This is a genomic window from Meiothermus taiwanensis WR-220, from assembly GCF_003568585.1.
Taxonomy (GTDB): Bacteria; Deinococcota; Deinococci; order Deinococcales; family Thermaceae; genus Meiothermus; species Meiothermus taiwanensis.
In genome coordinates this window covers 2607491-2619733 of record NZ_CP021130.1, presented here as the reverse complement: position 1 = coordinate 2619733, position 12243 = coordinate 2607491, and the positions used below count along the sequence as shown (strand labels likewise).

At 65.8% G+C, this 12243-nt stretch carries 13 protein-coding genes; 7 read left to right on the top strand and 6 right to left on the bottom strand.

From position 1 onward, the window contains the following. Positions 1–4 precede the first annotated feature (4 nt). Positions 5–1915, bottom strand: coding sequence for an alpha-amylase family protein (locus tag MTAI_RS12895; protein ID WP_063843395.1), 1911 nt, complete (start codon positions 1913–1915; stop codon positions 5–7). A gap of 221 nt (positions 1916–2136) precedes the next feature. Between MTAI_RS12895 and MTAI_RS12890 the strand changes: the two genes are divergently transcribed. Then, complete coding sequence (locus MTAI_RS12890; protein ID WP_027887717.1) at positions 2137–3717, top strand: hypothetical protein; 1581 nt, start codon at positions 2137–2139, stop codon at positions 3715–3717. 137 nt (positions 3718–3854) lie between these two features. Here the strand turns inward: MTAI_RS12890 and MTAI_RS12885 are convergent, their stop codons facing one another. Continuing rightward, positions 3855–4283, bottom strand: coding sequence for a hypothetical protein (locus tag MTAI_RS12885; RefSeq protein WP_036196954.1), 429 nt, complete (start codon positions 4281–4283; stop codon positions 3855–3857). A 116-nt stretch (positions 4284–4399) separates the two neighbouring features. Here MTAI_RS12885 and MTAI_RS12880 point away from each other — a divergent pair, with 116 nt between their 5' ends. The 4 genes from MTAI_RS12880 to MTAI_RS12865 all read left to right on the top strand — a co-directional run bounded on the left by MTAI_RS12880 (position 4400) and on the right by MTAI_RS12865 (position 7479). Further along, entirely contained in the window at positions 4400–4873 is a 474-nt protein-coding gene (locus MTAI_RS12880) for a hypothetical protein (protein ID WP_027887715.1), read from the top strand. A 74-nt stretch (positions 4874–4947) separates the two neighbouring features. Further along, complete coding sequence (locus MTAI_RS12875; RefSeq protein WP_027887714.1) at positions 4948–5496, top strand: TetR/AcrR family transcriptional regulator; 549 nt, start codon at positions 4948–4950, stop codon at positions 5494–5496. Positions 5497–5547: 51 nt separating this feature from the next. After that, a complete protein-coding gene (locus MTAI_RS12870; protein WP_027887713.1) occupies positions 5548–6195 on the top strand; it encodes a response regulator transcription factor in 648 nt (215 codons plus the stop codon). Between the two features lie 6 nt (positions 6196–6201). Then, positions 6202–7479 (top strand): sensor histidine kinase, encoded by a 1278-nt coding sequence (locus tag MTAI_RS12865; protein WP_027887712.1) that lies wholly within the window; start codon positions 6202–6204, stop codon positions 7477–7479. Between the two features lie 18 nt (positions 7480–7497). On the opposite strand, the gene MTAI_RS12860 is transcribed toward MTAI_RS12865, so the two are convergent. Both MTAI_RS12860 and MTAI_RS12855 read right to left on the bottom strand, forming a co-directional pair. Beyond that, positions 7498–7914 carry a type II toxin-antitoxin system VapC family toxin gene (locus MTAI_RS12860; protein WP_027887711.1) on the bottom strand — a complete coding sequence of 139 codons (417 nt, stop codon included), beginning with the start codon at positions 7912–7914 and terminating at the stop codon, positions 7498–7500. Continuing rightward, on the bottom strand, positions 7911–8165 hold the full coding sequence (locus MTAI_RS12855; protein WP_027887710.1) for an AbrB/MazE/SpoVT family DNA-binding domain-containing protein: 255 nt from the start codon (positions 8163–8165) through the stop codon (positions 7911–7913). The genes MTAI_RS12860 and MTAI_RS12855 overlap by 4 nt, the downstream gene beginning before the upstream one ends. Positions 8166–8219: 54 nt before the next feature. Between MTAI_RS12855 and MTAI_RS12850 the strand changes: the two genes are divergently transcribed. Together MTAI_RS12850 and typA are read left to right on the top strand one after the other, a co-directional pair. Continuing rightward, positions 8220–9770, top strand: a complete 1551-nt coding sequence (locus MTAI_RS12850) for a GMC family oxidoreductase (RefSeq protein ID WP_027887709.1) — start codon at positions 8220–8222, stop codon at positions 9768–9770. A gap of 88 nt (positions 9771–9858) precedes the next feature. Further along, the gene (gene typA, locus MTAI_RS12845) at positions 9859–11646 is read left to right on the top strand and encodes a translational GTPase TypA (RefSeq protein ID WP_027887708.1); all 1788 of its coding nucleotides are present in this window, start codon (positions 9859–9861) and stop codon (positions 11644–11646) included. Here typA and MTAI_RS12840 read toward each other — a convergent pair. Both MTAI_RS12840 and MTAI_RS12835 read right to left on the bottom strand, forming a co-directional pair. Further along, complete coding sequence (locus MTAI_RS12840; protein ID WP_027887707.1) at positions 11643–11990, bottom strand: type II toxin-antitoxin system PemK/MazF family toxin; 348 nt, start codon at positions 11988–11990, stop codon at positions 11643–11645. The genes typA and MTAI_RS12840 overlap by 4 nt on opposite strands. Beyond that, positions 11987–12208: a CopG family ribbon-helix-helix protein gene (locus tag MTAI_RS12835; RefSeq protein WP_027887706.1), complete on the bottom strand. Its 222-nt coding sequence runs from the start codon at positions 12206–12208 to the stop codon at positions 11987–11989. Before MTAI_RS12835 ends, MTAI_RS12840 begins: the two co-directional genes overlap by 4 nt. Positions 12209–12243 lie beyond the last annotated feature (35 nt).

The following is a 12243-nucleotide window of genomic DNA, read 5'->3' as shown; positions in this document are numbered from 1 at the left end:
TCCTTTATACCGGGTGCTGGGTGAGCCACAGCCGGGCATAGGGCCCTAGATAGGCCGGGGCCGGGGCCTGGGTGATCTGGTCGAAGGGCTGCACGATGCCTTCCTGCCCGAGGGCCTCGAAGGGGAAGGGCTGATCCTGCTCGCTGAAGTTATACACCTGCACCAGCCGGCCCTGGGGGTGTTCGCGCTTGAGTAAAAGCAGGTGGGGGTTGGGCTGCCAGAGGGCCTGGGTGGGGAAGGCCGCGTGCATCTGGGGGGTGCGGGCTCGAGCCTGCAAAAGCGCCTTGATGCCGTGGAAAATCCGGTGCTCTACGGTGCCTTCCTGGTGGCGCCTCTGGGCCTTGGCCCAGTCCATCCGGGGGCGGTGGAGCCAGCGGTTGTCGTCCTTGTGGGCGGGCTCCTGGGCGTAGTCGTAGTCGTTGAGCATGCCCAGCTCGTCGCCCATGTAGATGAGCGGGATGCCCTCCCCATAGCCTATAAAGACCGCGTGGGCCAGCAGAATGCGCTCGATGGCCAGGTGGATCAGGCGGGGATTGCCGGACTCCAGCGCGGCCTCCAGCCCGGCCAGGCTGGCCGCACTGCCCGAGGTGCGCCGGTCGCCGGTGGTGGGGTTCTCCTGGAAGTGCAGGCCTCGAGCAAACGAGCCCGGAAAATCACCCTTGTAGAAGTCCGACAAAAAGCGCCGGTGGGCCGGGCCGCTCAGGCCCACTGCGGCGGCGTCGGTGTCGGAGATGGCCCAGCCGATGTCGTCGTGGCAGCGCAGGTAGGTGGCCCAGGCGGTGCTGGGGGGCTTTTGCGGAAAGCGCCGCAGGGCCTGGGTAAAAAGCCGGGTGTCGCGGCTGGCCAGGCTGCTCCAGATCTGCACCATCAGGGTGTTGTGGTAGGCCAGCTCGCTCACCTTGCCGTAGTGCTTTCCGCTGCCCAGGTAGGCGATCAGGTCTTCCGGGGCCACGATGGCCTCGGCCTTGAAGGCCACCGCCGGCGCGGCCATGCGCACCGCGGCCCGCAGGGCCTGGGTGAGGGCGTGCACCTCGGGCTGGTTCTGGCAGTGGGTGCCCAGGCGCTTCCAGGTAAAGGCGATGGCGTCGAGCCGGAAGACCTCCACCCCTTTGTTGGCCAGCCACAAAATCAGGTCGAGGTACTCCAGAAACACCTCGGGGTTGCTCCAGTTCACGTCCCACTGCCAGCGGTTGAAGGTCGTCCAGACCCAGCCCTTCAGCTCCTCGTCCCAGGTGAAGTTGCCGGGGGCAAAGTCGGGGAAGATCTCGGGCAGGGTGCGCTCGAATTGGTCGGGGATGGTGCGATCGGGATAGATGTAGAAGTAATTGCGGTACTTTGGGTCGCCGCGCCGGGCGGCCAGCGCCCAGGGGTGCTCGCGGGCCACGTGGTTGAGCACCAGATCCAGGCAAAGGCTGATGCCTTCGTGGCGCAGCTGGGTGCAGAGGGCCTCGAGGTCCTCCATGCTGCCCAGGTCGGGGCGCACCTGCCGGTAGTCGGCCACCGCGTAGCCGCCGTCGTTCTCGCCCTCGCGCGGGAGCAGCAAGGGCATCAGGTGCAGGTAGCGGATGCCCAGCTCCTTGAGGTAGCCGATGTGCTGTCCAACACCCTGCAGGGTGCCTGCGAAGCGGTCGGCGTAGGCGATGTAGCCGTGCATATGGGGCTGCTGAAACCAGTCCGGGGTGTGGATGCGCTCGAGATCCAAAGCCAGCAGTTCGGGAGGGCGCTCGGCCAGGTTCCGCCCAATCACCTGGGCCGCCCGCTCGGCCACGGCGGGGGCCTGGGGGTAAACCGCTTGCAAACCAGCCATCAGGTCGGGGAGGTGGCGGCGCACCCGGGCCTGCAGATCGGCGGCCTGGTAGGTGCCCGGTCTGCCCATCTGGCTGGCAATGCCTGCAAAAAAAAGGGCCTCGTCCATGCGCCCTGTATTCTACGCAATCTTGGGGCAGGCCTGCCCCAACCTGTTTGGCCTTAGTACCGCAATTAGAAGCCTGTGTGTGAGTTCGGTTAGGGTATTCTGAGCCAGTCCGGCCTCTTTTCTTAAGCTGTGGTTAATCCAGAAAAGTAACGCTCAAAAATCCTTGTACGTTGGTGGCTAAGGGTTGTTCATACCTCGAGCAAGGCACAGGAGGAAGACCAATGCGACAGACCAAGAGGCTTTTGCTGCTGGGCGGCCTGGGCCTGCTACTAGGGGCTTGCGGTGGGGAGTACACCGACAACCCCACCCCCGATAGCTCCAACGGCCCCTTTCTGGCCGAGCCCCTCACCCAGCACCCCACCCACCAGCCCCTGACCCTGCTCAACCGCTACCTGGTGGTGAGCGAAGACAATGGGCGTTTGCGGGCCAGCTACGGCGGGCTGCGCTACTGGCCGCGCCAGGCCGACAAAAACCGCAACCCCAACAACCCCAGCCAGCCCTCGGGGCCGCGCTTTACCCAGTACGCCGGCTGGGACATCCTGGAAACCCCCGGCTCGAGCGCCTCGCGGGCCGACTGGCTGCGCCTGAGCCTGACCCGCCCGGCCACGGTGGTGGTGGCCTGGGAACACTCGGCGCTGTGGCTGGCAGGCTGGCAGAAAGGGGAGACCACCACCGCCGATGGCAAGAAGTTCAACACCTACACCCGCACCTTCCGGGCGGGTGAGATCACCCTGGGCGCCCCTGAGGGCAAAGGTAAGTACTGGGTGCTGCTGGCCGAGGGCAATGGGCAGCCTTCAGCGGAGCCGGGGCTGCCCAGCGGCATCACCGAACGGCCGGTGCCCAACACCACCTGCCCTTCCTGGCTCGACAACCTCTGGCTGGCCAAGGGGCCGGATGGGCGCAACTACCCGAGCTGGCACCCCCAGATTGACCCGGTCTACTGGTGCTACTACCGCCACGACCACAACGCCGACCCCGGCCTGATTGGCTACCAGGCCCCCTTCCTCTACACCGCGCAGTACACCAACAACCAGCCCGAGCGGGCCGAGGGGTTCAAGGGCTTTGCCATCCGCGACGGCGAGATTGGCTGGTACATCAACATCCACTCCGAGACCAGCACCGACCAGCGGGTCTGCGCCCGCTTCCACACCGTGGTGGTGGTGGCCACCCGCTGGCGCACCGGCGAGAAGCTGGCCGAGCTCCACTACAAGGGGGATTTTGGGGCCTCGAGGCAGAACCAGGGCGATAACCCCTACTTCACCAACACCTGCACCGACCCCCGCACCGGCCAGCAGGTTACCCAGGAGCAGATTGGCCAGCAACTGCAAAGCAGCACCAGGGCCTCCAAGCGCATCCGCATCGCCGCCAACAACTCGGGCTACGAGCAGTGGGATGGGGGTTTGGTCAAGGCTTTAGGCATGGAGTTTAGCGGCCCCGGCCTGGGCATTGACATCCAGAACCCGGCCACCGCCTGCAACGCCCTCAACTGCACCGACCTGGTCACCAATAACTCCTCCAGCACCCGCCGCACGCTGCAGATCATGAACCTGCGGCTGCGCTACAAGCCCGAACTCGACCCCGACCGCGACGGCTACTTCGAGACCAACCTGTACGGCGATGGGCCTTACATCGCCGGCGACCGCAACTCAGGGACTGGCCCCCTCAAGCAGTACATCAAACCCGGAACCGATCTGCGCCTGGATGGCTTCTTCACCACCGAGGATGCCTGGCGCGGGCTGTATGTGCGGGGTGGGAGCACCCAGGATGTCGAGCTCGAGGGCGCGCTGGGCACGGTGAACTAAAGATGCCCATCACCAACCGGCGGGGCCGGGCCTCGCCGGTGGTTTTTTGGAGTGCGCCGCTGATATAAAGATAGTCATCCACCATCTCTTTTCTGGGGGCGCTCAAGCGGTAGGCGGCGACGGCCGGGGGTGAATGCTTAAGGCATATTCCACTGTATGGTGAGGCTGCGCTGGGACTGGCCGCTACACCCGTTGCTGGTGCAGGCGATGCCGTAGATGTAGAAGAAGGGCTTCTTTTCCATAGGGTCTACCCCACGGTCGGTGACGGTGAAGGTGGCGCTCTGGGTATTTGTGCTGCCCCGTACGGCGTTTTGCTCCTTGGGGGTGACCTCGAGGCCCCCTGTGTTGCTCTGGTAGCTCAAAAAAACCCGCGTCAGGTTGCTGGCGTTGAAGGTCACCCGCACCGTGAGGGTGGCGGTGCCGCCCCGTTGCAGGGTGAAGGGATCGGCGGCCAGGCTAAAGCTTTCGCCGGGGGTGGAGGGGGTGCTGGGGGGTCGGAGGACGCTCTGGCCGCTACAGGCCACCGCAAGCGGGCCGAGCAGCAGGGCCAGGTACCAAGGGCGCATAATTGGCAGTCTAGGGAGCGGGCCTCGAGGGAAGTCTTAGGGCCGGCTAATGAAATCTTTATGTAACACCTGACCGGGCTTTTGAGGCCCCAAGACGGCATAGAATTGGGCTTATCATGGGCAAACAAATCGCCGTGTTTTTCCTGCTATGCCTGGGCTGGACGGCCCTTGCTCAAAGCTCCAGGCCTTTTGCCGGGGCCAGCCTGGTATTTCAGTGGGTGGAAGGAACCCCTCTCACCAGCCTGATGCTGCAGGCTGGCAGCTACAACCTGGGGGGTGGTCTTGGGGCGCGGGCCAGTGTGGGCATCGGGCTGAGCCCCAGCTTCCTCGAGCTCGGCGCCGACCTGCTCTTTCCCTTTGGAACAGGACGCCTGCTTCCGTATGGGGGCCTGGGGGGCCACTGGGTGGGCCTGGGGGCGCTGAACTTTTTTGGCATTCGCGGTCTGGCCGGGGTTAGCTACAGCACCGCCAGCGATACGGGTCTCTTTGCCGAAGCCGTGCCAACCTTTTACCTGGCCAGCGATGCCACGGGCATTTATGGAACAGCTTTGGGCATCCAGCTCCGCTTCGGGGTGAACTACCTTTTCTGAAGGAAGCCGCCATGAACGCCAGTGTTGTGGAAGCCACACCCCGGCCAGCGGCAGGAGGCGTAGGCTATAGCTACATGGACACCCGCCAAGCCCTTTTGCAGAGCGCCCGTAAAGCGTTTGCCGAGCGGGGGTACGCCGCTACCAGCCTGGAAGACCTGGCCCGCACCCTGGGCCTGACCAAGGCCGCGGTGTACCACCATTTCGCTTCCAAGCGGGAGCTGCTGGAGGCTTTGTTGCAGGAGGGCTTGGCCGAGACCCAGCGGGCCATTGCCCAGCCGGGCACGCTGTACCAGCGCCTGATGGCCCTGGCCCTGGCCTACCGGGGACAGGTGGAGCCCCTTACCGCCCTGATGACCGCCTACTCGAGCCGCCGGGGCGGCGACCTCGAGGCAGTCGAGCTGGCCCGCGAGGCCATGCGGCGCGGCCTCGAGCAGCTGGCCGGCCTGCTGGAGCAGGTCGCGCCGGGGCATGGCCGGGCCCTGGCGGTTATCTTTGCCTCGATTGTGCACGGGGCCTACATGACCGCCCAGCACATGCCCGGTTACTCGGCCGAGGCGCTTTTGCAGGAAGGGGTGGCCCTGTTTGTGCGGGGCTTGCCGGACAGGGCCGGGGAGTCCACCTAACGGGGCGGGTGGGCGCTCGTTGTTTGCACAGGTATCTGCCAGAATAGAGGCATGGCCCGGGTGCTGCTCATCGAAGACGACCCTGGGGTGCGCGAGGCCTTGCGCCTGGGGTTAGAACTCGAGGGCCACGTGGTGCTCGAGGCGGCCAGCGGCGCCGAAGGGCTGCGCAGGCTGACCGAGAACCCCGAGCTGGTGGTGCTGGATGTGCTGCTGCCCGGGGGCGATGGGTTTGGGGTGCTGCGCGAGATACGCCGGCAAAGCGCGGTGCCGGTGCTGATGCTCACCGCGCTGGACGAGGTGGAGTGGCGGGTCAAGGGCCTGCGGGAAGGGGCCGACGATTATCTGGTAAAACCCTACGCCCTCGCGGAGCTGCTGGCCCGCCTCGAGGCCCTTCTGCGCCGCAGCAAGCGCCCGGAGGAGGTGCTTTCCTACGCCGATGTGGTGCTGTATCCAGGCAGGATGGAGGCCCGCCGGGGTGGGCGGCTGCTCGAGCTATCCCCCAAAGCCATACAGCTCCTGCAGTGTTTTTTGGAACACGCCGAGTACGTCCTGTCCAAAGAGGCCCTGATGCAACGGGTCTGGGGCCAGGAGGTGGAGCCCAACACCCTCGAGGTGCACCTCTCGGCCCTGCGCCGGGAACTGGGCGAACCCATGCTGCTGCACACCCTGCGGGGGCACGGCTACATTCTGCGCAAGTAAGCGGCCATGACCCTCCGCCTGCGTCTTCTGCTGTGGTTGTTGCTGGCCCTGGTGCTGCTGTTGTTTCCGCTGGGCGCCCTGACGGTACAGCAGGCCCAGCGCACCGTGCAGGAGGCCCTCGAGCGGGCGGTGCTTTCCCGGCTGGGTTTTCTGGTCAGCCAGGGGACGGTGCGTGTGCAGGATCTGGCCCAGGTGGTGCAGGAGTTTGGCGGGGTGGGCTTTATCCTGGGTCCCCAAGGCCGCATAACCTTTACCGACCTGGGCGATTACCAGCTCCCCGAGGGCCTCGAGCAGGCCCTGCGAGCGGGGCAGGGTTTTCGCCAGGTGCGGGATAACTGGCTGTGGGTGGCGCTGCCCGCTGAGGAGGGGGGCCTGGGGTTGGGCACGCCCCTGGAGGAGGTGGCGGCCCTGCCCCAGCGGCTGTTGCAGCTCTATCTGGGCCTCGGGGGGGTGCTGGCCCTGCTGGCCTTTGGCGTGGGGGCCTGGGGCCTGTCCCGCTCGCTCCGGCCCCTGGACACCCTCTCGCAGGAGCTGGCCCGTCGCAATGCCGAGTACCTCGAGCCCCTTCCCCCCCCAGGCCTGCCCGAGGTTCGTCCGGCAGTCGAGGCCATGAATGCTCTGATGGGCCAGCTCGAGGCCGCCTTGCAGCGCCTCAAGGTGCAGGAGCAGGCCGCGCGGCGCTTTGCCTATGGGGCCTCCCACGAACTGCGCAACCCCCTTGCCGCCCTCAAGGGGTATCTGGAAGTCTTGCAGCGCCGGCCCGGGGAGCCCCGGGCCACCGAGGGGGCCTTGCGCGAGGCAGCCCGGATGGAGTCGCTGCTGCAGGGCCTGCTGACGCTGGCCCGCCTCGAGGGCCAGGGGCGAGCGCGGGGCCAGCCGCTGGACTTGAAAGCCTTCCTCGAACAGCGCGGGCTTGTGGTGGAGGGGAACGGCTGGGTGGAGGCCGACCCCGATCTGCTGGCGGTGGTGGTGGAGAACCTGCTGCACAACGCCGCCCAACACGGCGGGGGTGTGGAGAAGGTGGTGCTCGAGCCCGACGCCGGGGGCCTCTGGCTCTGGATATACGACCGGGGGCCCGGCTTCCCACCGGAACTGCAACCCAGGGCCTTCGAGCCCTTCGTTAAGAGCGACCGAAGCGATGGGGTGGGGCTGGGCCTGGCCCTGGTGGCGGCGGTGGCCCGGGTGATGGACGCTCGGGTGCGGGCCGAAAACCGCCCCGAGGGGGGCGCACGGGTGGGGTTCTGCTGGCCCGAGGCCCGGGGCCGGGATACGCCCGTGCGATAGCCCAGCGGGGGCCTCAGCTTATGGCCGCAGCCACCCTACCCCCAGCTTTTTGAAGTCCTGGTCGAAGGAGGCGACCCCGCCCCCCAGTTCCTGGGCCATCACGGCCAGGTAAGCGTCCTCGAAGTCTATGTTGTGCTGCACCTGGAGGGCCAGGGCCGATTCACAGCGCTGCCGCTCCACCACCTCCACCGCCCCCGAGGCAAACAGCCGCAGCAGGGCCGCCTCGATCTCGGCGTACTCCATCTGGTACAGTTTTTTTAGCACATACACCACGTCGGCCAGGGTGAGGGCCTCGAGCACCAAGCGCACCGTGCCCTGCTGCCCCGAGGCCAGCAGGTCGCGCGCCTGCCGGGCCTGCTCGAGCGGGGTTTTGGTGATGAAGCGCAGCAGGACATTGGCATCCAGCACGTACAGCGGGGCCGGTTCCGCGCTCACCGCTTCTCCTTGCGCGCATGGCGCGCCCGCATGACCTCGCGCTCCTTCTCGGGGCCGGGATAGGGGGCCGCTGCTCCGGGCAGGTGCTCGAACAGCTCCTCGATGCGCATGCGGGGAACCACCTTCAGCCGGATGGTGTCGCCTGTAACCTCAAAGTTAATCTGATCACCTTCCCTAATTCCGAATTTCTCGCGTATTTCCTTGGGAATGGTTAATTGTCCGCGCGCGGCCAAAGTTGCCCGATAAATCATAGCCAATCTGAAGTATAGCATGGGGCTGGAGGCCTCGAGGTATGCTAAAACCCAGTGAGAAAGGAATACGACTACCTCATCGTAGGGGCCGGGGCAGCGGGGTGTGTGCTGGCCCACCGCCTCTCGGCCCGGCCCGACCGGACGGTGCTGGTGCTCGAGGCCGGGGAGCCCATGCAGGGGCTGTACTGCAAGGCCCCGGCGGCCTTCCCCAAGCTCTTCAAGGGGCCCTACGACTGGGCCTTTTTTACCGAGCCCCAGGCCGGGCTGGAGGGGCGCAGCCTGTACTGGCCCCGGGGCAAGGGGCTGGGGGGGAGCAGCGGGATCAACGCCATGATCGTCATCCGTGGCAACCCCCGCGACTACGACGACTGGCAGCAGCCGGGGTGGTCGTTTGCCGAGGTGCTGCCCTACTTCAAGAAGCTCGAGACCCACCCCCTGGGCCCCTCCCCCTACCACGGCGATCGGGGCCCTTTGCACGTGGAGGTACGCAAATACACCAACCCCCTGACCGTGGCCTTCCTCGAGGCCGCCCAGCAGTGGGGTTTGAAGCGCAACGACGACTTCAACGGCCCGGAGCAGGAAGGGGTGGGGCTGTTCCATGTCAATCAGAAAAACGGGGCCCGGCACAGCGCCGCCGCGGCCTATCTGACCCCGGCCCTGCCGCGCCCCAACCTGGACGCCCAGACCGGGGCCCGGGCGCACCGCATCCTGTTTGAGGGGGCGGCGGCGGTGGGGGTGGAGTACCGCCACCAGGGCCGGCTCTGGCAGGTGCGGGCCCGCCGGGCGGTGATCGTCTCGAGCGGGGCGGTGCAGTCCCCCCAGCTCCTGATGCTCTCGGGCCTTGGCCCTGCCGATCACCTCAAAGCCCTTGGCATCGAGGTGCGGCAAGACCTGCCGGTGGGGCAGAACCTGTGGGATCACCTGGCCCTGCCGGTGATCTGGCACAGCACCCAGCCAGTGAGCCTGGACAAAGCCGAGAACCTCGCCAACATCGTGCGCTACCTGCTGGCCCAGCGCGGCCCGTTCGTGAGCAACATCGCCGAGGCGGGGGCCTTTTTGCGCACCCAGCCCCAGGCCAAAGCACCCGACCTACAGTTTCACTTTGGGCCGGCCTTTTTCCGCAACCACGGCTTCGACCGCGAGGAAGGCTACTTTTTCACCATCGGCCCCACCCTGGTGGCCCCCCAGAGCCGGGGTTTTATTGCCCTCAGGAGCACCGACCCGGAGGCCGCGCCCCTCATCCAGCCCCGCTACCTGAGCGAGCCAGGGGATCTCGAGGTTTTGCAGGCCGGGGTGGCCATCGCCCGCGAAATTGCCGCGCAAAAAGCCTTCGACCCCTACCGCGGCCAGCCCCACGCCCAGCAGGCCGGGGCCCGGACGCCCGCGGAGATCCAGGCCTACATCCGCCGCTACGCCCAGACCCTTTACCACCCCGCCGGAACCTGCAGCATGGGGCAGGTGGTGGACGCCAGCCTGAAGGTCTACGGCACCGAGAACCTGTATGTGGTGGATGCCTCGGTGATGCCGGGGGTGGTGCGGGGCAACACCCACATCCCCACCCTGATGCTGGCTGAGAAGGCCGCCGATACGCTACTGGGCCTCTAGTGGGGGCTGCCGGGCATATACAAAGCTGCCCGCATCGGCTAGACTACTAGGGTTGCCCGCCGCCGCGCGAGCCTTTCCCGGAGACACAATGGAACTCAGAAACATCGCAATTATTGCGCACGTAGACCACGGTAAGACCACCCTGGTAGATGCGATGCTCAAGCAGGCCAAAGCCCTCTCACGCCACGAGGCGGAGGGCGAGCGCATTATGGACTCCAACGACCTGGAGCGCGAGCGCGGTATTACCATTCTGGCCAAGAACACCGCGGTGGAGTGGGGGGGCGTGAAGATCAACATTGTGGACACCCCCGGCCACGCCGACTTTGGCGGCGAGGTGGAGCGGGCTTTGAGCATGGTAGACGGGGTGCTGCTCCTGGTGGACGCCGCCGAGGGCCCCATGCCCCAGACCCGCTTCGTGCTCAAGAAGGCCCTTGAGGCCGGCCTCAAGCCCATCGTGGTGATCAACAAAGTGGACAAGAAAGACGCCCGGCCCGACGAGGTTCTGAACGAGACCTTCGACCTGATGGCCGAGCTGGGCGCCTCCGACGAGCAGCTCGACTTTCCCTACCTCTACGCCATTGGCCGCGAGGGCGCGGCCTGGCTGGGCGACCAGCCCAAGCCCGACCTGACCGACCTTTTCCAGACCATCCTCAAGCACATTCCAGCCCCCCAGGTGGCCCAGGGCCCCTTCCAGCTTCGGGTAGCCAACCTCGACTACTCCAACTTCCTGGGCAAGATTGCCCTGGGCAAGGTGCACCGTGGCACGGTGCGCAAAAACCAGCTGGTGACCATCGTGGGCGAACACGGCCACCGCGATCTCAAGGTGGTGGCGGTGTTTACCCACCGGGGCCTGGAGCGCCTCGAGGTGGAGGAGGCCACCCCCGGCGATATCGTGGCCATTGCCGGGATGGAAGGCGTGGAGATTGGCGATACCATTGCGGCCCGCGAAGCCCCCGAGGCCCTGCCCCGCCTGGCGGTGGACGAGCCCACGGTGAGCATCACCGTGACCCCCAACACCTCGCCTTTTGCCGGACGGGAGGGCAAGTATGTGACCAGCCGCCAGATCCGCGAGCGGCTTCTGAAGGAGCTCGAGACCAACGTGGCCCTGCGGGTGATCGAGATTACGCCCGATACCTTTGAGCTGCACGGGCGCGGTGAGCTGCACCTGTCGGTGCTGCTCGAGACCATGCGGCGCGAGGGCTTCGAGTTCTCGGTGGGCCAGCCCAGCGTGCTGTTCAAAGAGATCGAAGGCCAGATTCAAGAACCCTACGAGTACCTGGTGGTGGACGTGCCCGAGGCCAGGTTCGGCCCGGTGATGGAAACCCTGGGCAGCCGCAAGGCCCAGATGGTGCATATGGAGCAGGAATCGGGGCGCATCCGGGCCGAGTTCACCGTGCCCGCCCGGGCTTTGTTTGGCTTCCGTACTCTGTTCCTCACCCTTACCGCGGGCGAGGGCGTGATGAGCCACAGCTTCCATGCCTACGGGCCGCACGTGGGCAGCCTGGAGACCCGCACCACCGGCAGCGCGGTGGCCATGGAGGCGGGCGTGGCTTACGCTTATAGCCTGTACCGCTTGCAGGAGCGGGTCAATTTTTTCATCGAACCCGGCACCGAGGTGTACGTGGGCATGATTGTGGGCGAGCACGTGCGCGACAACGACCTGAACGTCAACGTCAACATCAACAAAAAGCTCACCAACGTGCGGGCCGCTGGTTCCGACGAGAACATAAGGCTCATCCCCCCGCGCAAGTTTACGCTGGAAGAGGCGCTGGAGTTCCTGGCCCCCGACGAGCTTCTGGAAGTAACCCCCCAGAGCCTGCGCCTGCGCAAGCGGGTGCTCGACCCCAGCCAGCGCAAGCGGGCCGAGACGGTTTAAATCTCGTACTCCTCGGGCTCGGGTAGGTCGAGGGCGATGGCCAGAGCGCGGTCAAGCTCGGCCATTTTTTGGGGTGATAATCTCCCTACGTACTGGGTCAGGCGGCTTTTTTCAATTCTGGTCAGGTCGTCGCAGTGGATGCTGCTTTGGTGTTTTAAACCTTCTTCAACCCCCACAGGAACCTGGGTGGCGATGCCATGGTAGCTCGAGAACACCGGGGCGCACACCACGGTGGAGTGTGGGCTGTCGATCAGGGATTGGCGGCTTACGAGTACGTAGACCCTCCGACGCTTAGGATCATCGGTGTTTCGGTTTTCAATACGATAGAGTTCGCCACGTTTCATGCTTCGGCCTGATCCGCCAGCGATTCGAGGGCCTGTCGATTGAGCTCCTCTGCATACTTTTCGTAGAGGGCGCGGTCGCGGGCGTCCCGTTCTGCCCGGCGCAGCTCGCGCAGGTAAGACCGGGCGGCCTGTTCAAGAAACTTCGAACGGTTGGGGAAGCGCCGGTCAATGGCCTCGAGGAGTTCGCGCTCGAGGGTGATAGATGTCTTGACCTTCATACCACCAATATACCACCGCGCATCTGCAGCCTGCC

What these genes read in the sequence shown, in the direction of transcription:
- MTAI_RS12895 (WP_063843395.1), bottom strand. Translation starts at nt 1,915, where the DNA reads ATGGACGAGGCCCTTTTTTTTGCAGGCATTGCCAGCCAGATGGGCAGA.
- MTAI_RS12890 (WP_027887717.1), top strand. Translation starts at nt 2,137, where the DNA reads ATGCGACAGACCAAGAGGCTTTTGCTGCTGGGCGGCCTGGGCCTGCTA.
- MTAI_RS12885 (WP_036196954.1), bottom strand. Translation starts at nt 4,283, where the DNA reads ATGCGCCCTTGGTACCTGGCCCTGCTGCTCGGCCCGCTTGCGGTGGCC.
- MTAI_RS12880 (WP_027887715.1), top strand. Translation starts at nt 4,400, where the DNA reads ATGGGCAAACAAATCGCCGTGTTTTTCCTGCTATGCCTGGGCTGGACG.
- MTAI_RS12875 (WP_027887714.1), top strand. Translation starts at nt 4,948, where the DNA reads ATGGACACCCGCCAAGCCCTTTTGCAGAGCGCCCGTAAAGCGTTTGCC.
- MTAI_RS12870 (WP_027887713.1), top strand. Translation starts at nt 5,548, where the DNA reads ATGGCCCGGGTGCTGCTCATCGAAGACGACCCTGGGGTGCGCGAGGCC.
- MTAI_RS12865 (WP_027887712.1), top strand. Translation starts at nt 6,202, where the DNA reads ATGACCCTCCGCCTGCGTCTTCTGCTGTGGTTGTTGCTGGCCCTGGTG.
- MTAI_RS12855 (WP_027887710.1), bottom strand. Translation starts at nt 8,165, where the DNA reads ATGATTTATCGGGCAACTTTGGCCGCGCGCGGACAATTAACCATTCCC.
- typA (WP_027887708.1), top strand. Translation starts at nt 9,859, where the DNA reads ATGGAACTCAGAAACATCGCAATTATTGCGCACGTAGACCACGGTAAG.
- MTAI_RS12840 (WP_027887707.1), bottom strand. Translation starts at nt 11,990, where the DNA reads ATGAAACGTGGCGAACTCTATCGTATTGAAAACCGAAACACCGATGAT.
- MTAI_RS12835 (WP_027887706.1), bottom strand. Translation starts at nt 12,208, where the DNA reads ATGAAGGTCAAGACATCTATCACCCTCGAGCGCGAACTCCTCGAGGCC.